Genomic DNA, 23,315 nt, shown 5'->3' with positions numbered 1-23,315 from the left:
GGCCTCAGCCCAGGCCGTTGACCTTCTTGTACTCCAGCGCGTACGCCAGCTTGCCCGGCTTGGCGTCCGAGTAGGGCTTGCTCAGCTTGTCGAACTCGCCCTTGTTGGCGGCCTTTCCGGCGTTCCACTGGTCCAGCGCGCCCAGGTCGGAGGCGGTGAAGCCGCTGCCGATCACGGTGTTCTTCGGCAGCGCGACCATCGTCTGGGTGGTGCCCTTGACGGCAGCCAGGTAGCTGGTCAGGTCCGAGCGGTTCCACCCGGACAGGTCGACCGGCGCGGTGTCGCGGATCCAGCTGCCCCAGTAGAACTCCTGGAACGGCACCGAGTTCTGGGTGTAGCCGATGTCGCGGCCGAAGTAGAGCAGGCTGCGGTACGTGTCGTCCTGGAAGTTGGCCAGCCCGACCGAGGTCGGCAGCTTGTTGATCTTCACCGGGTTGCCCTGCGGGTCGCTCAGGTACACCCACTTGTTGGCCTGCATCTGCGCCCAGAAGTCCTTCTGGGTCAGCGTGCTGAGGTTGGCCAGCACCCGCAGCCGGACGTGCAGGTTCGCGCCGCCGTCCGGGGTCTCGTAGAACGAGGTCAGGGTGTGGTGACCGTCCGTCAGGAACGGCTCGCCGCCGGGGCCGATCACCACCGTCTTCATCGCGGCCTCGCTGTCGGCGGTCTCCGCGCCGACCGGCAGCGTGCAGGTGAACGAGGACGGGTCGTCCAGCCGGGCGTTCGGCTGCACGGCGACCGCCTCGATCCGGCCGTCCGCCTCGCACCAGTCGCTGAACTTCTTGTTGATCGCGTCCTTGCCGAGCGTGTACCGGCCGAGCTTGTAGTACACCTCGTCGTAGCCGAGCGACGGCTGGGTCGGGTGGACGTCCCCGATCCGCACGTCCAGCAGTTCCCCGGGCTTGGCGCACAGGTACCCGGCGAACGGCGTGTGCCGGTTGTCGTGCCCGCAGAACGACGGGCGCTGCCCCGGCGCCCCGGGCGCGGCCAGCGCGCTCGGCGCCGTCGTGACAACAGTGGCCAGGGCCGCACCGACCGCCAACAGCGGTACCGCGGACGGGACTCGGAATCGCATGACACTCCCTGCGAGCATGGCTGGATGTGCCCGTGAGCGTCCCAGCGCCGAGCCAACGCCCGGCATCCCCGCCATGGCCTCCCGGAAAACGCGGATGAACGATCCCCGCCGCCGCACGCCGCCGGCCGGGTCCGGACCCGCCAGGCGGATCGGGGACAGTCCGGTACCGGGGGCGACGGCAGTACGGGGCCGCTGGAGGGCGGCCGGGCACTGCCGTCGACGCCTGGGTCAGCGGTGCGAGGCCCGGCGGCGGTGGAGGGCCACCAGGGCGAGGGCGCCGCCGGCGATCAGGGCGAGGCCGCCGCCGACTGCCGGGGCCAGGTTGTCCGTGCCGGTGCTGGCCAGGGTGTCGCCGGTGTTGCTGGGGCGGGGGGCGACCGGGGCGGCCGTACCGGCCGGGGAGCCGGTCGAGGTCGAGGCCGGGGTCGAGGGCTGCGACGTGGTCACGACGGGGGCCGGGGTGGTCGCCGGGTCGGTGGGCGTCTGCGTCGGCGAAGCGGTGGGGGAGACGGTCGGGGAGCCGGACGGTTCGGGGGCGGTGCCCTGGAGGGCGAAGGTGCTGTTCGCGACCGGGTTGCCGGCGCCCCAGGTGAGGACCTGGTACTCGGCCCGGACGTCCACCTTCCAGCTCGCCATCTCCGGCTGGGCGGCCAGGGTGTAGGAGACGGTGCTGTCGCCGGCCGGAAGGTCGCACCAGACGATCGTGGTCGGTGAGTTGAGGTCACTCGTCACGTGGTTGCAGGAACCCGCCGGGGTCGCCGTCGAGTCGGCGACCTTCACCCCGACCGGCGTCGGGAAGGTGGGCCAACTCGGCTGGCCTGCAGCGCTGTTGAAGTGGAGCTGGAGCTTGCCCGGGTCGACCGCGTGGACCGTCACCTGCTGGGTGACGGACTTGCCGGCCGCCAGGTCCGGGGTGGTCAGCCGAACCGTGTTCCTGGCCACGTGGTCGGACGTCTCCACGGTGACCTTCGCGGCCTGCTCGCTCGTCGGGCCGTTGGCCGGGCTGCTGCCCACCGTCTTCACCCTGGTCACGGCGTCCGCGACGTTCCCGCCCCTCGGCACGAAGACCGCGCCGTAGTAGGCGACGGTCCCGTCGTGCGCCGCGTCGGACGCGCCGATCACCGGCGAGGCGAACGGGCTGGACGAAGGAACGACGTCGCAGGTGTACACGCCGGCCGTCCCCGTCGCCGCCGCACAGCTCGAACTCGGCCCGGGGACACCCACCTTGACGCTCACCCCGTCCGGAAGCCCGAGCGAGGCGCCGGCGTCGGTCAGCGGCTTCGAACTCACCGCGTAGACCCAGGTGCCGTCCGCGCGCCCGTAGATCCCGTCGGGAGACAGCGCGCGGTCGGACTCGCCCGGCAGGATCACGATGTCCTTGAGCTGGAACGTCACGGGCTGCGAGTCCGCCTGGGCCACCCCGCCGAGGACGAGCGTCCCGGCGCCGAGGGCGGCAACCGCGATCCCGGCGCTCAGAATGCGACGTGGAGCACTCCTGGATATGCGCATCTCTGTCTTCCTCGAAGTCGAACGGCCACGGCTCGACCGCGGCGGCGCCAGGTCCCCCCTGCGCGCCGCTGTAGCGTAGTGGAAGCCCACCACGGACCATGACCGGATTTCCCGCCCTGCACAGGGTCGGCGGTGTCGACTTCTGTTGAGAAGGATGTTCGATCCGGCTCGGTGTCTGCGGTCGGCGCGGTCAGGACGCCTTCCCGGGTTTCCCTCCTACGGATTGTCGGGCTGACGCGGTACGCGCTCTGCTCTGCTGAACTTCCGTCGTCCGCCGCCGGCGGCGAGTTGGCTGAGGCGCTCGCCGATCACGGAGACGCCAGGGTGGGGCTCGCTCTCGTAGTACCGGGGCTTGCGCCGGCGAAGCAGTTCGTCACCGTGTTCGGTCCAGGTGAATCCGGGCTTCCGCAGCAGCTTCCGGAACACCTCGTCGACGGTGTCCGGGTGGGCGGCGGCCAGCCGGCGGATCGGCAGTGGCGCGATCGACTCCTCGCGCAGGTACACGCGCAGCAGGTCCTGGTGCTGCTTGCGGCCCGCGACGGCCGGGTCGGTGAAGAGGTTCCGCAGCATCCCGTAGTCCGGGTAGAAGTTGAGCCCGTCGATGTCGTCGTAGATGACACCGACGGTGTCCGAATCCGCGAGTCCTTGCGGTAGTTCGAAGGCCGGGAAGTCCAGGCCCGGGAGCCGCCTGCCCCGGACTCGGTCGGGCTGCTCGGCGACGGCGACGTGCTGCCGGTGCCGGTAGTAGGAGTTGAGCAGTTCCTCGGCCTCGGCAGGGGGAAGGACCAGTTCGTCGCTGCCGCAGAACTCGATGAACGCGGCCCGATCCTCCCGCATCGAGCGCCATCCCTGTTCGATCTTCTCGGGGTTGCGGAAGACCAACGAGGGCTGGCTGGCGGCCAGTTGGAGCGCGGCCCGGGCGATCTCGGTGGCGCTGGACCTCGGGTAGGGCGACATCGCACCCGAGATCAGCCACGCCCCGTCGGCCGAGTGGACGGGCACCAGGCAGGCGAGGAGGAACCCTCCTGCGGACACTCTCCGGAAGGCCTCCCGTCCGACGTTCGAGTAGGTGCGGTACTCCAGGTCGTCGACCAGGTTCAGCAGGACGACCGCGTCCCCGTCCTTGCGCCGGACCTCGAAGACGCCCTCGACCGGGTCACGCCAGCCGAGCAGCATCGCTCGATCGGCCTCGGTCAGGTCCCGCTGCCCTGCGACGAACCGGTCCACCACGGTCGTACCGTCCGGCAGGGGGTACCGGAGGATGAAGTGATCGATGATCCGGACCGCATCAGCCTCATCCAGCCGCCGCTGAGGGCCCGCGGCTTCCAGCAGGAGCGGGGTCAGCCACCGGTCGAACCGCGCGCTCTGGGCGAACTCGACCAGTTCGCCCTTCAGTTCGGCACAGCGCTCGATCAGGCCCCGCAACGGTGTCTCGTCCTCGCTCCGCACAACGACAGCCATGCGAGCCCTCCCCTTCTTGAAGGTTCCGACGCTCACTGTGCTCAGCGGTGGGCCGAGGGACAGAAGAACGCGACCGAGCGGATCCGGCTCGGGACGCTGGTGACCTCGGTCGAGCCTCGTTCACTCACCACGGTCTGACCTGCGGTGATGTTCTTGTGGCCTTGGCTCCGCGCAAGCTCAGAGCGCGATGAGTCGGACGTGGGCGCCGCAGAGCTTCGCCATGTCGTCGACGTCCGAGGTGAGCATAGCCACCGGCCCCGGCTGACGGAGCGCCATCTCGGCGACAGTGGCATCGATGGCGTACTTGTGACCGTGCAGGCCGGCCTGTTGGAGTAGCGCCGTGGCGGCCCTGGCGGCTTGCTCGGTCACGGGCTCGATCCTGACCTGCGAGAGCACGCAGTTCAGTCGGGCGGTGTTCGCCTTGGCGTGCGAGACCTCCACGACGGTGTTGGCACCGATCACCAGGCCGGCCCCCATCGAGTGGAAAGCCCTGATCATCGCGAGCACGCCCCGGGCCTGTGAGATCCAGGCGGACATTCCCCGGGAGTCCAGTACGACGGTCTCGATGCGCGCACTCACGCGGCGACCGCTCCGCTGCCCGGTTCGGACGAACCGAAGATCCTCGCGTGCGCGGCAGCGAGCGCCTCGTCCGTGAACGCGCCGTGCTCTTCCTCGTACTGGCGGAGTTCCTCACCGAGCAACTGGTGCCTGATCTGCCGGGCCACCGCCTCGGCGACGTAGCCGGAGACATTGTCCGTGAGCTTCTTCAGCTCGGCCACCTGCTCCGTGGGCAGGGTGACCGTGATGCGCGTGGTAGCCGCCATGAGGCAAGCATGCTGCCGGTATGTGCGCCCGGTCGGGCGAGAGCGACGCTTCCCCCGCGCAGCGCCGCTGGGCGGAGCCCGCGTATCTCCTGATCCGTGCGTATCGTCGGCAGCATGCGACTGAGCACGGTGATCCTCCCCATCCACCGGTGGGCCGAGGGACAGAAGATCTGGCGGCAGGCCGAGGAACTCGGCTTTCACGCGGCCTACACGTACGACCACCTGAGCTGGCGGAGCTTCCGGGAGTCGCCCTGGTTCGGGTCGGTTCCGACTCTGACGGCGGCGGCGTGCGCGACCGAGCGGATCCGGCTCGGGACGCTGGTGACCTCGCCGAACTTCCGGCACCCGGTGACGCTGGCGAAGGAACTGATCACGCTGGACGACGTGTCCGGTGGGCGGGTGACGCTCGGGATCGGGGCCGGCGGGACGGGGTTCGACGCGACGGCGCTCGGGCAGGAGGCCTGGTCGCCGAAGGAGCGGGCCGACCGGTTCGGCGAATTCCTGCCGTTGCTGGACGAGTTGCTGCGGGAGGACGCGACGACGCGCGACGGCGCGTACTACTCGGCGGTGGAGGCGCGGAACATCCCCGGCTGCGTGCAGACGCCCCGGGTGCCGTTCTACGTCGCGGCGGCCGGGCCGCGCGGGATGAGGATGGCCGCCGAGTACGGCCAGGGCTGGGTGACGTACGGCGACCCGAAGGGGCCCGCCGAGGTGCCGGTGGAGCAGGCGCCCGCGGTGATCGCCGGGCAGTTGGCGAAGCTGGCCGCGGCCTGCGAGCAACGGGGCAGGGACGTCGGCGAGTTGGAGAAGGTGCTGCTGCAGGGGTCGACCGCCGAGCGGCCGCTGCAGTCCGTGGACGCCTTCGTGGACTGGGCGGGGACGTACCAGGAGCTGGGTATCACCGAACTGGTGGTGCACTGGCCCGTGCCGGACTCGATCTTCGCGAACGACCTCGCGGTCTTCGAGCGGATCGCCACGGAGGGCCTGTCGCAGTTGAATTGATGGATCGTCGAGTGAGCTGGTGGGCCCGGCAAGGGGTCGGAGCGGGTGTGGTCGGAGGGGAGTCCTAGGCTCGTCGCAACCCGGCGGCTGCCGGGGCGAGGGTCTCTGAAGGGGGTACCGATGAGCGGGGAAAACGGCGGCTACGGGCAGCAGCCCGGCGGGCAGTGGGGGCACGGGCAGCCCCCCGGGCCGGGCTACTGGCCGGGGTACGGGCAGCCCGGTGCGGGTGGGCCCGGCGGGTGGGGGCAGGGGCCTTGGGGGGCCGTGCCGCTCGCGCCGAAGCCCGGCGTGATCCCGCTGCGCCCGCTGTCGTTCGGCGAGATGTTCAACGCCGTGTTCGACACCATCCGCCGCTACCCCAAGGCGCTGTACCTGCCGCTGCTCGCGGTGGCGGGCATCGGCGTGGTGCCGGTGGTGCTGGTCATGGTGCTCTGCGTGGGCAGCCTGCGCGACGCGCTCGACCGGCTGCCGGACGGGGACGAGGCGGCCACCGCGCAGCAGCTGTGGGACGTGATGGGCCCGATGCTGCTGGTGTTCCTGGTGTGCGGACTGGCGCTGCTCGCCGTGTACCTGGTCGCCGCCCCGCTGTCGATCGTGGTGCTGCGGGCGGCGGCGCTCGGCCGCCCGATGACGACCGGTCAGGCGTGGAAGGAGGCGGCGCCCCGGCTGTGGCCCGCCGTGCAGTCCGAGGCCGCGGTGATCGGGCCGATGATCCTGGCGTACGTCCTGTCGCTCGCCGTCCCGTTCGGCCTGGCGGTGTGGACCAGCAACCCGCTGCCGATGCTGTTCGGGTTCCTGCTGGTCCCGGCCGTCGGCATCACCATCGTGTTCGTCACCATCCGGCTGACGCTGCAGGTGCCGGTGCTGGTGCTGGAGGAGGCCAGGCCGGTCGCCGCGGTCCGCCGGGCCTGGCGGCTCAACGAGGGCAACTGGTGGCGCAGCCTGCTGCTGAGCATCGTGGTGTCGATGGCCGGCCGACTCGCGGCCAACATCGTGCTGGTCCCGTTCTGGGTCGTCATCACCAGCCTGATGCCGGCGCTGGTGATCGACGACGTCGACGCGCAGCGGCCGAGCGAGGTGATCAGCACCGGCGGGCTGACCGTCGTGATGGTGCTCGGCGCGCTGCTGATGCTGCTGTTCACCGTGGTGACGGCGCCGCTCTCGCCGATCGCCAACGGCGTGATGTACATCGACCGCCGGATCCGCAAGGAGCGCCTCGACATCGCCCTGGCCGAGGCCGCCGGCATCCGGCTGTCCGACCCCGCCGCGCAGCCCACGCCTCCGACGCAGCCGACGCCGCCCGCGCCTCCCGCGCCTCCCGCGCCGCCCACTCCGGCGGAACCGGTCGCGCAGCCCGCGCAGCCGACGCCGGAGGAGCCGTCCGCCGCGCCCGCCGATGCCCCTTCGGAGCCGCCTGCTCCGTCCACGAAGGATGGCTCGGGCACGAGCTGATCCGGGCGGGGTTGCGTTTCGGTCACGGCCTGTCCGATTGGCCGGTAATTGCGGCAAATCGGTGGCCCAATCGTGTTGTTGACGACTGCACAGGGCTCTCATAATTCGTGCACCGCATGGTGACACCGGTGCCCGAGAGCCGACCGGGGGGACGGCTCGTGCCGTGCCGTGCGGTCGTCCACGCGCACTCTGGGGGGAGACCCTTGTCCGTTTCCGAACCGACCCCTGGTCAGGAGCCGGCCGCCGAGCCCGCCGACCGGCCGGCGGCCACCGAACCCACCCCGTCCGCCCCGGCCCCGGCCGGCCCCGAGCAGACCGTCGTCGAGCAGCAGGCCGCCGACCGCGGGCTGCCCCGGGCGGCGGGCGTGGCGCTGTCGGTGGCCGTGCTGCTCGCGGTGACGGCGACCAGTGCCGCCGTCACCGTCGCGGTGGGCAAGCCCGACCGGGCCGCGCACGTGGCCGCCGCCCCGGCGCCCGCCACCAGCGCCTCGGCCAGTGCGAGCGCCTCGCCCAGCCCGTCGCCCACCCCGACCCCGACCCCGACGCCGCCCGCGCCGCCGCGTCCGGCCAGCACGCTGCAGGGCAGCGTCTCCGGCGGCAAGCACAGCGGCGACCTGCGCTACTTCCTGCTGCCGGTGCCGGACAACGCGGACCCGTACGGCTCGCCGGACGGCGCGATGCTGAGCACGGACGACCTCCAGGCGCAGTACAACGACAGCGTCGACATCAAGGAGGTGCTGGACTCCTGGGGCTTCAAGGACGCCGCCGGCCGCACCTACCGCCTTCGGGACGGCAAGACCGAGGTGCGCTCGGAACTCAAGCGCTTCGGCCGCACGGACCGCGCGCAGGGCTTCGCCGACCACTCCAGCTACAGCAGCGACTCGTTCGACATCGACGGGGTGTCCAACGCCAAGGGCTACATCTTCAAGCCCAAGCAGCAGGCGTACACCGGTGCGCTGATCGGTATCGGCGTGGTCGGCGACGTGGTCTACGAGATCACCGTCGAGGTTCAGGGCGACCCCGACAAGGCGCTGCTCTTCGACGCCATGAAGCGCGAGCGCGACCGCCTCACCAACGGCTGACGGCCGTCCCGAACTCTTCTTCCAGGAGAACCAGTTGAGCACCGAGTCCACGGGCGCCGCGGAGCCCGGGGCGGCCGCCGCCGTGCCGTCCGAACCCCCGACGGCCATCCCGCCGGCACCCACCGAGGCGCCCGCGTCCGCGACTGCTGACGCACCGTCCGACGCGCTGTCCAAGACGCCGACGGCCGAGCCGGCAGAGGCGACCGGGCAGGCCGAGGCGACTGCGACGACCGAGCAGACCGAGCCGATTGGGCAGACCGAGGCGTCCGAGCCGGGCGAAGGCTTCGAGCAGGTCGAGACGCTCGCCGCGGGCGAGGAGCCCGCACGCAGGAAGCGGAAGCTCGGGGTCGGCGCCATGCTGCTGATCGCCGTGGTGGCCGGTCCGGTGATCGGTGGGGCCATCGGCTACGGCATCCAGGCCGCCCGTCCGGCGACGCCGCTGCCCGAACTGGTCGCGCCGAAGCTCACCTACTCGGCCGAGCGGGTCGACCCCAAGGCGCTGGCCGCGGCCGGCCCGCAGCCGCTGAACATCGACGGCGACCTGCGCGAGCTGCTGATCAAGCGTCCGGACGGCACCAAGGACCTGCTCCTGGGCGACGGCGACGGCTGGATGACCGCCGACGACCAGGCGGAGACCTTCGGCGACAGCGCCGAGGCGTTCAACAACCTGCTGAGCAGCGGTTTCCGTCGACAGGCGGCGGTCGGCTGGTCGGTCGACGACACCCAGTACCGGGTGAACCTGATGCAGTACAAGCCGGAGAGCGCGGCCGGGGCGATCACGGCCATGGTCCCGCGCACGTCCGGCATGGATCTGTCGAAGATCCCGGGCAACGACGACAGCATGATCATGGTCGCCCAGGAGGCCACGACCTACGCCCGCAGCACCGAGAAGTACTACTGGGCCGAGGCCCTGGCCCGGAAGGGCACCGTGCTGATGTTCGTGTCGGTCCACTCCAAGAACCCGGTGGACCGGTCCCAGCTGGAGGACATCGCCAAGCGACAGTGGGAGCGTCTCGCGTGACCGACATCGAATCCCCCGAGCCGGCCGCGCCCGCGCAGCCGCCCGCCGTCACCCCGGCCGCCGAGGCCACGACGGTCGACGCCCCGACGGGCGACGCCGCGGTCGTCGAACCGGGCACCGTCGCGCCGGAGTTCACCACCGCCGAGGCCGCGCAGGATGCCGCCCCGGCCGTGAAGCCGCGCCGCACCGTGCAAAAGGCCGTCGCCGCGGTGATCGCGGCAGCGCTGGTCGGCGTGGGCATCGGCGAGGTGATCATCAAGGTCCACTACAAGGACTCCCCGGCTCCGGTGGCCGCGGCGCCCGCGCCCTCGGCGAGCCCGAGCCAGGCGTGGGGCGCGAAGTCCAACGGCAACCACTTCGGCAGCCTGCGCGACCTGCTGCTGCCGGTGCCGTCCGCCTACGAGCTGGGCCCGGACTACAAGTCGATCGGCAACGACAACGAGATCCGCGACGCGGACCTGGACAAGGTCCTCAAGGAGACCCTCGCCGACGTCCCGGAGAAGTACCGCAAGGACGCCGAGAGCGCGCTGTCCTCGCTGCACATCCAGGCCATCGGCGCGCGCAGCCTGACCTACATCGACAACCGCACCACGGTGACGCTGGTGCTGAGCCAGTTCAACCAGCAGGCAGTGGCCGCGGAGAACAACTCGTACGGCAAGTGGTACACCGACAACGAGCTGTACCGGGCGGGCCCGGGCGTCGCCGGACACGCGGAGGCGCACTGCGCCCTGCCGACGCTGAAGGCCGGTGACCAACTGGACTACCTGCAGTGCTACGCCGGCGTGGGCGACCTGCTGGTGCAGATGGACGTCGCCGGGGTCGCACCCCTCGACCAGAACAGGGTCGTCGACCTGTTCCGTCAGCAACTCGACCGACTGGCCACCCCGGGAGCCACCGCATGAGCACCGACATCACCCCGAACCCCGGGCCGGTCGAGCCGGGCGAGCCGACCTCCTCGACGACGGCCGACACCAAGCAGACCGACACGACGCAGACCGACACGACGCAGGCAGACACGGCGCAGACCGACACGACGCAGACCGACGCCTGGACCGCTCCCGACCGGCCGGCGGGGGCCGACGCCGCGTCGGGCGGCGCGGCGGCGGACGACCCGTGGGCTGTCCCCGGCGAGGCCGGTGACGAGGCGTCGGTCGAGGCGCGGAAGCGCGACCACAAGCGGTTCTGGCAGGTCGGCGCGGCGGTGCTGACGACGGTGGTGCTCGGCGCGGCCACCGCCGTCGCGGTGACCCTGCCGGACCGCACCGACCTGCCCGGCCTGGCCACGCCGAACGACGGCCGGTACGTCTTCCCCGAGCTGACGCTGCCTCCGCTGCCGGCGGGCGCCTCGGCCCCGGCCGACTACAAGCTCAAGAAGCACACCGCGGACCTGCGCGGCCTGCTGCTGCCGCTGCCCAAGGGCGCCGTCGGCACCGGCCCGTCCGCCGCCCCGAGCGCGAGCCCGAGCGGGGCCGCGTCCCCGAGCACGAGCGCGTCCCCGAGCGCCTCCGCGAGCGCCTCCGCGACTCTGCCGCCGGTGGTGGGCCGCTGGGTGCCGTGCGACCGGGACGCGATGCTGGCCAAGGACGACAAGTACGCGAAGTTCCTGATCAGCGACGCCTGCCGGGGCGCGGCCGCCCAGGGCTGGACCGCCAAGGACGGCACCCGCGCCGAGCTGCGGCTGTTCCGGTTCGGCTCGCAGGACGAGGCGAGCAACTTCTACTCGGGCGTCAACCTGATGACCGCGACCAAGGACATCGAGGCCTCCCACGTGGACATCGCCGCCTTCGGCTACCCGGTGGCGGTCGGCCAGGTGAACGTCCGGGACTCGGACGCGAAGTCCGGCGATCGGCCCACCGGCCGGATCGGCTGGCTGCAGTACGGCGACGTGGTCGGGCTGGTCCAGCTGACGAACCCGCAGGGCGTCTCGGACCAGGCGTTCCGCCAGGTGGTGCTGCTGCAGAGCGCCATGCTGGCCTGAACCTGGCTGCTGTACATCGGAGTTGACGCATCATCGGGGTACCGATGAACCGGCCCCGCCCCCGGTACCCCTAGGGGGCGGGGCAGGAGCGTCATCCCGTGGACGGACGAAAGGTCAGCTTCTCAGCGCATTCCGCAGCGCGGGTGACCGGCATTACGTTGATGACCGTGTCCACAGTCATCAAGACGGACGGCCTCACCAAGAGGTTCCCCCGGGTCACCGCCCTCGACCGGCTCACCGTGGAAGTGCAGCCCGGCGTGGTCGGACTGGTCGGAGCGAACGGCGCGGGCAAGTCCACCCTCATCAAGATCCTCCTCGGTCTGTCCCCCGCCACCGAAGGCACCGGCCGGGTGCTCGGCCTGGACATCGCCACCCAGGGCGCGGAGATCCGCGAACGGGTCGGCTACATGCCCGAGCACGACTGCCTGCCGCCGGACGTGTCCGCCACCGAGTTCGTGGTGCACATGGCCCGGATGTCCGGCCTGCCGGCGGCCGCGGCCCGCGAGCGGACCGCCGACACGCTGCGCCACGTCGGCCTGTACGAGGAGCGCTACCGCCCGATGGGCGGCTACTCGACCGGCATGAAGCAGCGTGTGAAGCTCGCTCAGGCCCTCGTCCACGACCCGCAGCTGGTGCTGCTGGACGAGCCGACCAACGGCCTCGACCCGGTCGGCCGGGACGAGATGCTCAGCCTGATCCGCCGCGTCCACACCGACTTCGGCATCTCGGTGCTGGTCACCACCCACCTGCTGGGCGAGCTGGAGCGCACCTGCGACCACCTGGTGGTGATCGACGGCGGCAAGCTGCTGCGGTCCTCCTCCACCGCCTCGTTCACCGAGGCCACCCAACTGCTCGCCGTCGAGGTCACCGACCACCCCACCGACCGCGCCTTCGACTCCGAGGCGGTGCTGCGCGAGCGGCTGACCGCCGCCGGGCTGACGGTGCGCGCCGACGGCGGTCGCATCCTGCTGGTGGAACTCACCGGTGACGAGACCTACGACACCGTCCGCGACACCGTGGACGACCTCGGCCTCGGCCTGATCCGGCTGGAGCAGCGCCGCCACCGGGTCGCCGAGATCTTCAGCACCGACTCCGAGGCAGCAGAACAGCACGAGGCGCACCACGAGCAGGCCGCGGCCGTGCCGGCAGGAGGCGAGCAGGCATGACCACCCCCGCCCAGACCCACCGCGGTGTCATCCACGACATCGGCTACCGCCCGTACACCGGGCCCCGGTTGGGCCGCCGCTACGCGACCCGCTCGCTGTACGTGCAGAGCCTGCGCGCCGCGTTCGGCCTCGGCCGCTCCGGCAAGTCCAAGGTGCTGCCGTTCCTGCTGTTCGGCGCGCTGGTCGCCCCGACGCTGGCGATCATCGCCATCGTCGCGTTCGCGAACCTGAAGCAGATGCCGATCGACTACAGCGTCTACCTGTCGAGGTTCGGGGTGCTGGCGCAGATCTTCCTCGCCGCGCAGGCACCCGTGCTGATGTCCCGCGACCTGCGCCACCACGTCGTCCCGCTGTACTTCTCCCGGCCGGCCAGCCGCAGCGACTACGTGGCCGCCAAGTTCGCCGCCATGGTCAGCGCCCTGCTGATCATCATGACGCTGCCGCTGCTGGTGCTGTTCGTCGGCGCGATGCTCAACAGCTTCCCGGTCGGCGACAACCTGGCCCACCTGATGTACGGCCTGATCGCCGCCGTCCTGTACGCGCTGCTGTACTCCGCGATCGGCTTGCTGATCGCCGCCGCCACCCCGCGCCGCGGCTTCGGCGTCGCCGCCATCATGGGCGGCCTGATGATCACCAGCGGCGTCTCGCAGATCGTCCGCGCCCTGACCGGCGGCTTCGACCCGGTCCCGAGGGAGTCCGCGCACTGGGCCGAGCTGATGTCGCCCACCCGCACCGTCGAGGGCCTGGTCAACACGCTGTTCGACACCGGCGGCGAAGGCTTCGACCGGATGGCCGCCCCCGGCACCGCCGGCGTGCTGGTGTTCGGCGCGGTGATCGTCCTCCTCACGGCCGGCAGCTACGCGTTGATGCTGCGCCGCTACCGGAACGTCTGAGAGGCAGCCATGGCCGTCATCACCATCGACAAGGTCTCCCGCTGGTTCGGCAACGTGGTCGCCGTCAACGACGTCACCATGACCATCGGACCGGGCATCACCGGGCTCCTGGGCCCCAACGGCGCCGGAAAGTCCACCCTCATCCACATGATGAGCGGCTTCCTCGCCCCCTCCTCCGGCGCGGTCACCCTGGACGGCGTCCCGATCTGGCGCAACCAGCAGGTCTACCGGCAGATCGGCCTGGTCCCCGAGAAGGAGTCGATGTACGACTACCTGACGGGCTGGGAGTTCGTCCTCGCCAACGCCGAACTGCACGGCCTCGCCGACCCCGGCGCCGCCGCCCGGCGGGCCCTCGCGCTGGTCGAGATGGAGTACGCCCAGGAGCGGCAGACCGGCACCTACTCCAAGGGCATGAAGCAGCGCGTCAAGATGGCCTCCGCCCTGGTCCACGACCCGGCGGTGCTGCTGCTGGACGAGCCGTTCAACGGCATGGACCCCCGCCAGCGCCTCCAACTCATGGAACTGCTGCGCCGGTTCGGCGCCGACGGGCGCACCGTGCTGTTCTCCTCGCACATCCTCGAAGAGGTCGAGCAACTCGCCCGCCACATCGAGGTGGTGGTGGCCGGACGGCACGCCGCCTCCGGCGACTTCCGCGAGATCCGCCGCCTGATGACCGACCGCCCGCACCGCTACCTGGTGCGCTCCAGCGACGACCGGCGGCTCGCCTCCGCGCTGATCGCGGACGGCTCCACGGCGGGCATCGAACTCGACGCCAAGGCCCTGCCCGAGGGCGGCTCCGCCGCGGGGGCGCTGCGCATCGAGGCGATCGACTTCCAGCGTTTCACCACCCTGCTGCCCAAGGTCGCCCGCGAGGCCGGCATCCGGCTGTACACCGTCTCCCCGGCCGACGAGTCGCTGGAAAGCGTCTTCTCGTACCTGGTCTCGTCCTGAAGGGCCCACGATGAACACCACCGTCGCCAGGCTCACCGCGCGCGGCCTGTTCGGCCGCCGGCGCGTCCTGATCCTGCTGGCCGTCCCGGTCCTGCTGCTGGTCATCTCGGTGATCGCCCGCAACAGCGACCTCGACAAGCTGGAACTCGCGCACAGCATCCTCGGCAACCTCGCCCTGGGCACGCTGGTCCCGATCACCGGCCTGATCGTCGGCACCGGCGTGATCGCCACCGAGATCGAGGACGGCTCGATCGTCTACCTGCTGGCCAAGCCGCTGCCGCGCTGGCAGATCGTCACCACCAAACTGGCCGTCGCGATCGGCGCCACCTGGCTGCTGGCCGCCCTGCCGACCTACGTGGCCGGCCTGATCGTCTACGGGACGGCGGACAACCTGGCGCTCGGCTACGCGCTCGGCACCGTGGTCGCCGGCACCGCCTACAGCGCGCTGTTCCTGCTGCTCGGCGTGGTCACCCGGCACGCGGTGATCGCCGGTCTCGCGTACGCGCTGATCTGGGAGAGCCTGATCGGCAACTACGTCGAGGGCGCCCGCACCCTGTCCGTCCAGCAGTGGGGCCTGTCGGTGACCCAGGCGATCGCCGCCGACGGCACCGTGACCGCCCCGGTCGGACTGACCACCGCGGTGTGGCTGCTGATCGTCGTCGCCGTCGGCGCCACCGCGCTGGCCTCGGTCAAGCTGTCCGGCCTCACCCTCAACGGCGAGGAGTAGGCCCGCCCGGACGACGCGGAACGGCGGGGACGGCATGCAGCCGTCCCCGCCGTTCCGTCGTTCCCGACGGTGCCGTCAGACCGTCCGGTCGCGGCCCGCGCCCCAGCCGGCCACGGCCGCCACCGCGGCCAGCACCAGCATCACGATCAGCGTCGCGTCCCAGCTGCCGGTCAGCTGCTTCAGCGCGCCGCCGCCGACCGGGCCGGCCGCCGCCACCAGGTAGCCCACCGCCTGGCTCATCCCGCCGAGCCGCGCCGCACCCAGCACGCTGTCGGTGCGCAGCACGATGAACGCCAGGCCCAGGCCCAGCGAGCCGCCCTGCGCCAGACCCAGCACCGCCGCCGAGAACCAGGCGCCCGACACCGGGGCCAGCAGCAGCCAGGCGATGCCGGCCGCGTTCAGCCCGGCCATCGCCAGCGCCAGCCCGCGCTGCCGGGTCATCCGGCCGGCCGCCAGCGGCACCAGGAACGCGCCGACCACCTGCACCAGGTTGCTGAACGCGAACACCAGACCGGCCTCGCCGCGCGGCATCCCGTGGTCGGCCAGCACGGTCGGCATCCACGCCACCAGGGTGTACACCAGCAGCGAGGAGATGCCCATGAACGCGCTGATCTGCCACGCCAGCGGGGACTTCCACGGGCTGACGGCCGGCTTCTGCGGCGCCGCCGCCGGGGCCACCCGCAGCGGCACGGTGGCCTCCTGACGGGCCTTCAGCACCTGCGGCAGCCAGGCCACCGCGGCGACCAGCGCCAGCACCGACCAGGCGCCCAGCGAGGCCTGCCAGCCGCCGCCCAGGGCGTGCTCCAGCGGCACCGACAGCGCGGCCGCCATGGTCGCGCCGACCAGCATGGTGGTCGAGTAGACACCGGTCATCATGGCCGCCCGGTGCGGGAACTCCCGCTTCACCAGGCCCGGCATCGACACGTTCAGCACCGCGATCGCCACGCCGATCACCATGCAGCCCGCGTACAGCGTCCACACCGACGGCAGCACCCGCAGCAGCACGCCCGCGCCCAGCGCCAGCACCGCGCCCAGCACCACCCGCTCGGTGCCGAACCGGCGGGTCAGCCGCGGCGTCAGCGGCGCGCCCACGCCCTGGAACAGCACCGGCACCGTGGTGATCAGGCCGCTCGCCGCCGCGGACAGGCCGAAGGTGTGCTGGATCTCCGCCACCATCGGCGAGACCGCCGCCAGGCAGGCCCGCATGTTCAGGGCCACCAGCACGATCCCCACCAACAGCAGGGCGGGGTGCGCGAACCTGGCGGTTCGGGTACCGACCTTCGGATCGAGGACGGGCTGCACGGCACGGGTGACCGACATGGCAGGGCTGACTCTCTGTGCGGGTGGAAGAAGAAGGAGGACCGGGCGGCGGGCGGGGCGTTACTTGCGCGCGGCGATCTCGGCGAGCAGTTGCTCCACCGCCGCCGTCGGCTCCGCCAGCAGCGCCCGACAGGCCGCCTCGGCCCGCTCCGGGTCACCGCTCTCGATCGCGTCGACCAGCGCCGCGTGGGTGCCGATCGCCACCTCCGGCATCTCGTGGTCGCCGAACGCCGCGCGCATCGACTCCCGCACCGAGGCCCCGAAGTACCGGTACACCTCGGTCAGCGCCGGATTGTGCGCCGCCTCCACCATCGCCGTGTGGAACTCCAGGTCGTGCTCGACGGTGGCCTCCCGGCCGGCCCGCTCGGGGTGCGCGGCCATCACTTCGGCCTCCCGGGCCAGCGCCGCCCGCATCCGGGCCAGGTCGTCCGGGGTGTGCCGCTCGGCGGCCAGCCGGGCCGCCTCGGTCTCCAGCGCGGCACGCACCTCCAGCACGTCCCGCACCCCCGAGCGCTGCACCCCGCGCAGCACCGACGCCGGGTCGCTGGTCGAGCGGACGAACGTACCCTCGCCCTGCCGGGAGACCAGCATCCCCGCGTGCACCAGCACCCGGATCGCCTCCCGCACGGTGTTGCGCCCCACCCGCAGCCGCTCGGCGAGCTCGTGCTCGGTCGGGATCCGCGACCCCACCGGCCACGCCCCGGCCGCCAGCTGCTCACGCAGCTGCTCGATCGCCTCGTCCACCAGCGAACGCCGCCCGGCCGCCTGCAGTCCCTCCACGCCGGGCTCCTTTCACGTCCACGGTCCGATGTAGGTCATCCTACAACTCCTTGCCCGGTCATCCTACAACCGCCCTGGCGTGCGGAAACGCGGGAGAAAGCCGGGGACGGTCGCAGTGCGGGGAGGATCGCGCGAAACCGGTCGGCGCGCTGAAGTCGCCTGTCTCACACGGGAGAACGGGAACCGGCGGTCCGCACACGTCGTTCGAGTGCTCGGAGCGGTGCCCCGGGCCGTGACTCGGCAATGATCCCTTTATATGCTCCGCTCTCATAGCTTCATCCGTCCGCCCAGCAGACGGAGCGATTGCTGAGGCGCCCGAAGGCCGCCTCCGGTGAAGGGTGTTGTGTATGGCAGGCCAGAGGGCGGGGGCGTCGGACGGGGGCGCCGGCTGGTGGGAGAACGAGCCGCCGCAGGGCGACGCCTACCGGCAGGACGCTCCCTATCGCGACGACGCGCCGTCCCAGGGCGTCCCGCGCCGCCGTGCGGGCAGCCACGACGACGCACCGGCACCCGGCGGCCGCGCCGAGTCCCGCCGCGCCCAGGCGCGCGGCTCGGCGGCCACTCCGCCGCGCGGCGCCGCGGCCACCCCGCCGCGCTCCGGGCGCCGCGCCGCTCCCGCCGCCGAGCCCGAGACCGAGTCGGCGGGCGGCTCCGGCGGCCGGGCCGGGTCCCGCCGGGCGGCCGCGCAGGGCCGCCGCAAGCCCCGCCGCACCAAGAAGATCATCATCTGGTCGGTGGTCGGCGCCACCGTCGCCGTGGTCGGCAGCGGCGGCTACGTCTACTGGAGACTGAACGCCAACATCTCCGCCTTCGACGGCGAAGGCATCAGCAAGGACCGCCCCGCAGCTTCCGAGGCCGACTCCCAGGGCCGCCGCCCGATGAACATCCTGCTGATCGGCTCCGACTCCCGCTCCGGCAACAACAAGGACCTCGGCGGCGGCGAGGAGGGCGGCGCCCGCTCCGACACCACGATCCTGTTGCACGTCTACGCCGACCACAAGCACGCCGTCGGCGTCTCGTTCCCCCGCGACGCAATGGTCAACGTCCCCAAGTGCATGCTGCCGAACAAGAACTGGACCAAGCCGCAGACGAACGTGATGTTCAACAGCGCCTTCTCGGTCGGCAACAGCGAGCAGGGCAATCCGGCCTGCACCCAGAACACCGTCGAAGCGCTGACCGGCCTGCGCGTCGACCACACCATCGTGGTCAACTTCGAGGGCTTCGCCGCGATGACCAAGGCCGTCGGCGGCGTCGAGGTCTGCCTGCCGAACGCGATATACGAGAAGGACCTCAACCCGAACCTGCCCAAGAAGGGCAAGGAGATATATCCGAAGGGCGTGCAGACCGTCGAGGGCCAGGCCGCCCTCGACTACGTCCGACTGCGGCACGGCATCGGCGACAACTCCGACGTCGGCCGGATGCAGCGCCAGCAGGCGTTCCTGTCCTCGCTGATCAAATCGGTCAAGAGCAAGGGCATGAGCCCCACCAACCTGCTGCCGCTGGCCGACGCGGCCACCAAGGCGCTCACCGTCGACCCCGACCTGGCCGGTGTCGACAAGCTGCTCAACCTCGGGACGTCGCTCAAGGACATCGACCTGCACGACATCAAGTTCCTCACCACCCCCTGGCACTACGAGAAGGAACGGATCGGCCTGAACCACCCCCAGGTCGACCAGCTGTGGGCCGCCCTCAAGGCCGACCGCACCCTCGACGGCGAGGACGCCAGCGGCGGCGAGCAGAGCCCCGCCGCGAGCGCGCCGGCCGCCCCGCCCTCCAGCGCCCCGCCGGCCCCGCCCGCCAACGGCGCCGGTATCAAGGTCGGCGTCTACAACGGCACCACCACCGCCGGCCTCGGCACCAAGGCCGCCACGACGCTGAAGGGCGCGAACTTCACCGTCACCAGCACCAGCAACGCCAGCAACCAGAACCACGCCACCACCGTGGTCCAGTACGGCAGCGGCCAGAAGGCCAACGCGCAGGCCGTCGCCGCGCTGTTCCCCGGCGCCACCATCGAGGCGAGCTCCACCGCCGGCATCGCGCTGGTGCTCGGCAAGGACTACGCGGCGGGCGCCGGCGCCGGCACCGCGACCAGCGGCGGCGCCGCCGACCCGGGCCCGGTGTCCTCCAGCGTCGCCAACTCCGCCCGCTCGGCGGACGACGACGTCTGCTCCAACGTCAGCTACGGCAGCTGACCGGCCCCAGCACGCACGAAAGCGCCACCGGCCCCGGGCCGGTGGCGCTTTCGTGCGTCTGTCGCGCGGATCAGCCGCCGAGGCCGAACACCCGGTCCAGCACCACGGCGACGCCGTCCTCGTCGTTGGAGACCGTCACCTCGTCGGCCACCGCCCGCAGCTGCTCGTGCGCGTTGCCCATCGCCACCCCGTGGCCGGCCCACCGGAACATCGGTATGTCGTTGGGCATGTCGCCGAACGCGATGGTCTCGGCGGCGCGGACGCCCAGCCGGTGCGCGGCCAGCGACAGGCCGGTGGCCTTGGTCAGGCCCAGCGGCAGCAGCTCGACGATGCCGTCGCCGGCCATCACCACGCCGACCAGCTGACCGGCCACCGACCATGCCGCCTCGGCGAGTTGATCGTCCGTCAGCTCCGGGTGCTGGATGTACAGCTTGCTGACCGGCGCGGCCAGCAGCTGCTCCGCGGCGACCTGGCGGACCGGCAGCCCGGTGGCGATCCGCAGCCGGTAGCCCGGCCCGGCCACCACCTCGCCGTCCAGGCCGTCCTGGTTGGCGGCGATCGCCAGCGGGCCCACCTCGGCCTCGATCTTGGCGAGCGCCAGCGCGGCCAGCTGCCGGTCCAGGGTGACCGAGGTGAGCAGCTTGTGCGCCCCCGCGTCGTAGACCTGGGCGCCCTGCCCGCAGACGGCGATGCCGGTGTAGCCGATCTCGTCCAGCACCGGCCTGGTCCAGCCCGCCGAGCGGCCGGTGACGATGATGTGCTGTGCCCCGAGCGCCGTGACGGCGCCCAGGGCCTCCCGGGTGCGGGCGGAGACGTTCTCGGCGCTGGTGAGCAGCGTCCCGTCGAGATCGGTGGCGACCAGCCGGTAGGGCAGGGCGGTGCTCATGCGCGAAGTGCTCCAGATGCTCCGGGAACGACGGATTGCGGCGGTACGAGGAGTACGGCCGGTGCCGGCGGTCGGTTCTACTTGGCCGCGGGCTCCAGCACGGCCTTCCCGCCGAGGAAGGGGCGCAGGGCCTCGGGCAGGACCACCGAGCCGTCGGCCTGCTGGTGGTTCTCCAGCAGCGCGACGATCACCCGGGGGACGGCGACCAGGGTGCCGTTGAGGGTGGCGAGCGGACGGACGCCGTCCTTGTCGCGCATCCGGATGGAGAGCCGGCGGGCCTGGTACTCGGTGGTGTTGGAGGTCGAGGTGACCTCGCGGTACTTGCCCTGGGTGGGGATCCACGCCTCGATGTCGAACTTGCGGGCGGCGGACGCGCCGAGGTCGCCGGAGGCGACGTCGATCACCCGGTAGGGCAGCTCCAGCGCGTTCAGGAAGTCCTTCTCCCACTGGAGCAGGCGGCGGTGCTCGGCCTCGGCGTCCTCGGGCGTGGTGTAGACGAACATCTCCACCTTCTCGAACTGGTGGACGCGGATGATGCCGCGGGTGTCCTTGCCGTAGGTGCCCGCCTCGCGGCGGAAGCAGGACGAGAAGCCGGCGTAGCGCAGCGGCAGCTTGTCGGCGTCCAGGATCTCGTCCATGTGGTAGGCGGCCAGCGGGACTTCGCTGGTGCCGACCAGGTACCGGTCGTCGTCCTGGAGGTAGTACACGTTCTCGGCGGCCTGGCCGAGGAAGCCGGTGCCGTCCATCGCGGCGGGGCGGACCAGCGCCGGAGTGATCATCGGCGTGAAGCCGGCCGCGGAGGCCTGCGCCATCGCCATGTTGACCAGGGCCAGCTCCAGCAGCGCGCCCGGGCCGGTCAGGTAGTAGGAGCGGGCGCCGGCCACCTTCGCGCCGCGCTCGGTGTCGATCGCGCCGAGCAGCTGGCCGAGTTCGACGTGGTCGCGGGGCTCGAAGCCCTCGGCGGCGAAGTCGCGGGGGGTGCCGATCTCCTCGAGGGTGACGAAGTCCTCCTCGCCGCCGACCGGGGCGGCCGGGTCGATCAGGTTCGCCAGCGAGCGCTGCAGGCGCTCGGCCTCCTCCTTCGCCTCGCTCTGCGCGGCGTCGGCGGCCTTCACCTCGGCGGCCAGCTCCTTGGTGCGGGCCAGCAGTGCGGCCTTCTCCTCGCCCTTGGCGGCGGCGACCTGCTTGCCCAGCTGCTTCTGCTCGCTGCGCAGTTCGTCGAATCGGGTGCCGGCCGCGCGGCGGCGTTCGTCGGCGGAGAGCAGGGCGTCGACCAGGTCGACGTCCTCACCACGGGAGCGCTGCGAGGTACGTACGCGGTCCGGGTCGTCACGGAGCAGGCGAAGGTCGATCACGGATCAAGCCTACCGGTGGCAGGGTGGTCCGGTTCCGGCCAGTGCACGGCTTGGGCTGGTATGTCGCGCTCTGTCCGGAAATCTGGCATCCTGTGCCCGGCCATCAGCGCGGGGGTGTGGGAAAGCGCTCCGGGGTTGGGGATAACTCCCGCCTTCCTGTGGATAACCCCGGTGGACAACTCTGTCGAGGCCCAGTTATCCACAGGTGCGCTTCCAAGCCTGTGGACAGGGGAAAACCCGTGGTCCGTAGGCTGTCGAACCGATGATTTCAGGTTTCAAACCTCGATACGGCTTCCCGAGTGAGGGAATTCGCTCGCTCGCACAGGTGATTTGTCGGCGCAGGGGTGACTCTGGTCCGATTAGTCCTCCCTATGCCCCTAGCTGATGATCTGACCGGGGCTGCGGGTGTCTTTACCGGTTTGTCGACTCCGGCCCTCCCTGTGGATAACTTCGCCGAACCTGGGGACAACCGCCCCTGTGGATGCCGGCCGCCGCCCTGTGGATGAACCAGTCGGTTCCCGAAGGCCCCGGAGCGCCGCCGATGAACGCCGGTCGGCCGGGCAGGTGACGTTCGGGCGTGTCGGAAATGAACGGAACGGGGCCCGGTGGGACCCCGTTCCGGCCGGAAACGCGTTCTTGCGCGGCGGCGCCGGCGTCAGAGTTCGCCGCGGCCGTCCAGGCAGCGCGACAGCCAGTCCGCGGCGTCCGTGAAATCCAGGTCCGAGGTGCCCTGCCGGAGCGGGAAAGCGGTGCCCCGGTCGGCCCGCGGGTACGAGCCGAGGAAACGCACCTGCGGGCACATCCGCTTCAGGCCCATCAGCGCCTCGCTGACCCGCCGCTCGCTCAGGTGCCCCTCGCAGTCGATCAGGAAGCAGTAGCTGCCCATGCCCTCGCCGGTCGGCCGGGACTCGATCCGCATCAGGTTGATCCCGCGCACCGCGAACTCCTGCAGCAGCTCCAGCAGCGCACCCGGGTGGTCGTCCGGCAGCCACACCACCATCGAGGTCTTGTCCCAGCCGGTCGCCGAGGACACCCGCCCCGGCCGGCCCACCAGCACGAACCGGGTGGTCGGCGCCGCCGCGTCCTGGATCTCGTCCGACAGCACCCGCAGCCCGTACAGCTCGGCGGCGAACGCGCCCGCCACCGCCGCGTCGTAGCGGCCGTCCTGGACCAGCCGGGCGCCCTCGGCGTTGGACGCCGCCGACTCCCACTGCGCGTCCGGCAGGTTCGCGGCCAGCCAGTGCCGCACCTGCGGCTGCGCCACCGGGTGGCCGGTGACGGTTTTCACGTCGCCCAGCGCGGTGTCCGGGCGGACCAGCAGCGCGAACGAGATCGGCAGCAGCACCTCGCGGTAGATCATCAGCGCGCTGCCGTTGATCAGCTCGTCGCTGGTGGTGGTGACCGCGCCGTCCACCGAGTTCTCGATCGCCACCATCGCGCCCGCGGCCTCGCCCGCCCGCACCGCGTCCAGCGCCGCCGCCACCGACGCCACCGGCGTCAGCTCCCGCGTCCCCGCCTCCGGCAGGGTGCGCAGCGCCGCCTCCGTGAAGGTGCCCGCGGGACCGAGATAGGTGTAACGGGTCGCCGACATGACCGCCTCCGAACGAACAGCGTGATGCGAACCGCGTGGGGCCCGCAGGGCTC

The 23,315-nt window shown here is 71.6% G+C and carries 21 protein-coding genes; 11 read left to right on the top strand and 10 right to left on the bottom strand.

Translation table 11 applies throughout. The features are described 5' to 3' along the window. Positions 1–4 precede the first annotated feature (4 nt). The 5 genes from ACI1MP_RS18750 to ACI1MP_RS18730 form a co-directional block, all read right to left on the bottom strand. A complete protein-coding gene (locus ACI1MP_RS18750) occupies positions 5–1,072 on the bottom strand; it encodes a ParB-like protein (RefSeq protein ID WP_380333792.1) in 1,068 nt (355 codons plus the stop codon). A 228-nt stretch (positions 1,073–1,300) separates the two neighbouring features. Further along, positions 1,301–2,581: a hypothetical protein gene (locus ACI1MP_RS18745; RefSeq protein ID WP_380333793.1), complete on the bottom strand. Its 1,281-nt coding sequence runs from the start codon at positions 2,579–2,581 to the stop codon at positions 1,301–1,303. 216 nt (positions 2,582–2,797) lie between these two features. Continuing rightward, positions 2,798–4,042, bottom strand: a complete 1,245-nt coding sequence (locus ACI1MP_RS18740; RefSeq protein ID WP_404869073.1) for a hypothetical protein — start codon at positions 4,040–4,042, stop codon at positions 2,798–2,800. Positions 4,043–4,219: 177 nt separating this feature from the next. Next, complete coding sequence (locus ACI1MP_RS18735) at positions 4,220–4,621, bottom strand: DNA-binding protein (RefSeq protein WP_404869072.1); 402 nt, start codon at positions 4,619–4,621, stop codon at positions 4,220–4,222. After that, entirely contained in the window at positions 4,618–4,866 is a 249-nt protein-coding gene (locus ACI1MP_RS18730) for a hypothetical protein (protein ID WP_404869071.1), read from the bottom strand. The genes ACI1MP_RS18735 and ACI1MP_RS18730 overlap by 4 nt, the downstream gene beginning before the upstream one ends. Positions 4,867–4,980: 114 nt before the next feature. Here ACI1MP_RS18730 and ACI1MP_RS18725 point away from each other — a divergent pair, with 114 nt between their 5' ends. From ACI1MP_RS18725 to ACI1MP_RS18680, 10 genes are all read left to right on the top strand, one after another. After that, positions 4,981–5,868: an LLM class flavin-dependent oxidoreductase gene (locus ACI1MP_RS18725; RefSeq protein ID WP_404869070.1), complete on the top strand. Its 888-nt coding sequence runs from the start codon at positions 4,981–4,983 to the stop codon at positions 5,866–5,868. A gap of 120 nt (positions 5,869–5,988) precedes the next feature. After that, on the top strand, positions 5,989–7,320 hold the full coding sequence (locus tag ACI1MP_RS18720) for a hypothetical protein (protein WP_404869069.1): 1,332 nt from the start codon (positions 5,989–5,991) through the stop codon (positions 7,318–7,320). Positions 7,321–7,523: 203 nt separating this feature from the next. Further along, positions 7,524–8,402 (top strand): hypothetical protein, encoded by an 879-nt coding sequence (locus ACI1MP_RS18715; protein ID WP_380333799.1) that lies wholly within the window; start codon positions 7,524–7,526, stop codon positions 8,400–8,402. Positions 8,403–8,436: 34 nt separating this feature from the next. After that, a complete protein-coding gene (locus ACI1MP_RS18710; protein WP_380333800.1) occupies positions 8,437–9,423 on the top strand; it encodes a hypothetical protein in 987 nt (328 codons plus the stop codon). Next, the gene (locus tag ACI1MP_RS18705; RefSeq protein WP_380333801.1) at positions 9,420–10,325 is read left to right on the top strand and encodes a hypothetical protein; all 906 of its coding nucleotides are present in this window, start codon (positions 9,420–9,422) and stop codon (positions 10,323–10,325) included. Before ACI1MP_RS18710 ends, ACI1MP_RS18705 begins: the two co-directional genes overlap by 4 nt. After that, the gene (locus ACI1MP_RS18700; RefSeq protein WP_404869068.1) at positions 10,322–11,401 is read left to right on the top strand and encodes a hypothetical protein; all 1,080 of its coding nucleotides are present in this window, start codon (positions 10,322–10,324) and stop codon (positions 11,399–11,401) included. The genes ACI1MP_RS18705 and ACI1MP_RS18700 overlap by 4 nt, the downstream gene beginning before the upstream one ends. Positions 11,402–11,562: 161 nt before the next feature. After that, positions 11,563–12,567 (top strand): ABC transporter ATP-binding protein, encoded by a 1,005-nt coding sequence (locus ACI1MP_RS18695; RefSeq protein ID WP_387995768.1) that lies wholly within the window; start codon positions 11,563–11,565, stop codon positions 12,565–12,567. After that, on the top strand, positions 12,564–13,460 hold the full coding sequence (locus tag ACI1MP_RS18690) for an ABC transporter permease (protein WP_100589529.1): 897 nt from the start codon (positions 12,564–12,566) through the stop codon (positions 13,458–13,460). The genes ACI1MP_RS18695 and ACI1MP_RS18690 overlap by 4 nt, the downstream gene beginning before the upstream one ends. 9 nt (positions 13,461–13,469) lie before the next feature. Further along, the gene (locus ACI1MP_RS18685; protein WP_043915433.1) at positions 13,470–14,411 is read left to right on the top strand and encodes an ABC transporter ATP-binding protein; all 942 of its coding nucleotides are present in this window, start codon (positions 13,470–13,472) and stop codon (positions 14,409–14,411) included. A 10-nt stretch (positions 14,412–14,421) separates the two neighbouring features. After that, a complete protein-coding gene (locus tag ACI1MP_RS18680; RefSeq protein ID WP_380333804.1) occupies positions 14,422–15,138 on the top strand; it encodes an ABC transporter permease in 717 nt (238 codons plus the stop codon). Between the two features lie 75 nt (positions 15,139–15,213). Here the strand turns inward: ACI1MP_RS18680 and ACI1MP_RS18675 are convergent, their stop codons facing one another. Both ACI1MP_RS18675 and ACI1MP_RS18670 read right to left on the bottom strand, forming a co-directional pair. Further along, positions 15,214–16,458, bottom strand: coding sequence for a CynX/NimT family MFS transporter (locus tag ACI1MP_RS18675; RefSeq protein ID WP_380333805.1), 1,245 nt, complete (start codon positions 16,456–16,458; stop codon positions 15,214–15,216). A 60-nt stretch (positions 16,459–16,518) separates the two neighbouring features. After that, entirely contained in the window at positions 16,519–17,238 is a 720-nt protein-coding gene (locus tag ACI1MP_RS18670; protein WP_100589526.1) for a FadR/GntR family transcriptional regulator, read from the bottom strand. A gap of 347 nt (positions 17,239–17,585) precedes the next feature. Between ACI1MP_RS18670 and ACI1MP_RS18665 the strand changes: the two genes are divergently transcribed. Next, positions 17,586–19,430 (top strand): LCP family protein, encoded by a 1,845-nt coding sequence (locus ACI1MP_RS18665; protein ID WP_404869067.1) that lies wholly within the window; start codon positions 17,586–17,588, stop codon positions 19,428–19,430. A gap of 70 nt (positions 19,431–19,500) precedes the next feature. Here ACI1MP_RS18665 and ACI1MP_RS18660 read toward each other — a convergent pair whose 3' ends face one another. The 3 genes from ACI1MP_RS18660 to pheA form a co-directional block, all read right to left on the bottom strand. After that, on the bottom strand, positions 19,501–20,316 hold the full coding sequence (locus ACI1MP_RS18660) for an HAD family hydrolase (protein ID WP_404869066.1): 816 nt from the start codon (positions 20,314–20,316) through the stop codon (positions 19,501–19,503). 77 nt (positions 20,317–20,393) lie between these two features. Beyond that, complete coding sequence (gene serS, locus ACI1MP_RS18655; protein WP_363475419.1) at positions 20,394–21,671, bottom strand: serine--tRNA ligase; 1,278 nt, start codon at positions 21,669–21,671, stop codon at positions 20,394–20,396. Between the two features lie 655 nt (positions 21,672–22,326). Then, positions 22,327–23,262: a prephenate dehydratase gene (gene pheA, locus ACI1MP_RS18650; protein WP_100589081.1), complete on the bottom strand. Its 936-nt coding sequence runs from the start codon at positions 23,260–23,262 to the stop codon at positions 22,327–22,329. Between the last annotated feature and the right edge of the window lie 53 nt (positions 23,263–23,315).

The organism is Kitasatospora griseola (assembly GCF_044999035.1).
Taxonomy (GTDB): Bacteria; Actinomycetota; Actinomycetes; order Streptomycetales; family Streptomycetaceae; genus Kitasatospora; species Kitasatospora griseola.
The sequence above is the reverse complement of the archived record's forward strand: the minus strand, read 5'-3'. Positions and strand labels throughout refer to the sequence as shown.

Excerpts from the sequence above, each read along its gene's own strand:
- ACI1MP_RS18750 (WP_380333792.1), bottom strand. The coding sequence starts at position 1,072 with ATGCGATTCCGAGTCCCGTCCGCGGTACCGCTGTTGGCGGTCGGTGCG.
- ACI1MP_RS18745 (WP_380333793.1), bottom strand. The coding sequence starts at position 2,581 with ATGCGCATATCCAGGAGTGCTCCACGTCGCATTCTGAGCGCCGGGATC.
- ACI1MP_RS18740 (WP_404869073.1), bottom strand. The coding sequence starts at position 4,042 with ATGGCTGTCGTTGTGCGGAGCGAGGACGAGACACCGTTGCGGGGCCTG.
- ACI1MP_RS18730 (WP_404869071.1), bottom strand. The coding sequence starts at position 4,866 with ATGGCGGCTACCACGCGCATCACGGTCACCCTGCCCACGGAGCAGGTG.
- ACI1MP_RS18725 (WP_404869070.1), top strand. The coding sequence starts at position 4,981 with ATGCGACTGAGCACGGTGATCCTCCCCATCCACCGGTGGGCCGAGGGA.
- ACI1MP_RS18720 (WP_404869069.1), top strand. The coding sequence starts at position 5,989 with ATGAGCGGGGAAAACGGCGGCTACGGGCAGCAGCCCGGCGGGCAGTGG.
- ACI1MP_RS18700 (WP_404869068.1), top strand. The coding sequence starts at position 10,322 with ATGAGCACCGACATCACCCCGAACCCCGGGCCGGTCGAGCCGGGCGAG.
- ACI1MP_RS18695 (WP_387995768.1), top strand. The coding sequence starts at position 11,563 with ATGACCGTGTCCACAGTCATCAAGACGGACGGCCTCACCAAGAGGTTC.
- ACI1MP_RS18690 (WP_100589529.1), top strand. The coding sequence starts at position 12,564 with ATGACCACCCCCGCCCAGACCCACCGCGGTGTCATCCACGACATCGGC.
- ACI1MP_RS18685 (WP_043915433.1), top strand. The coding sequence starts at position 13,470 with ATGGCCGTCATCACCATCGACAAGGTCTCCCGCTGGTTCGGCAACGTG.
- ACI1MP_RS18680 (WP_380333804.1), top strand. The coding sequence starts at position 14,422 with ATGAACACCACCGTCGCCAGGCTCACCGCGCGCGGCCTGTTCGGCCGC.
- ACI1MP_RS18675 (WP_380333805.1), bottom strand. The coding sequence starts at position 16,458 with ATGTCGGTCACCCGTGCCGTGCAGCCCGTCCTCGATCCGAAGGTCGGT.
- ACI1MP_RS18665 (WP_404869067.1), top strand. The coding sequence starts at position 17,586 with ATGGCAGGCCAGAGGGCGGGGGCGTCGGACGGGGGCGCCGGCTGGTGG.
- ACI1MP_RS18660 (WP_404869066.1), bottom strand. The coding sequence starts at position 20,316 with ATGAGCACCGCCCTGCCCTACCGGCTGGTCGCCACCGATCTCGACGGG.
- pheA (WP_100589081.1), bottom strand. The coding sequence starts at position 23,262 with ATGTCGGCGACCCGTTACACCTATCTCGGTCCCGCGGGCACCTTCACG.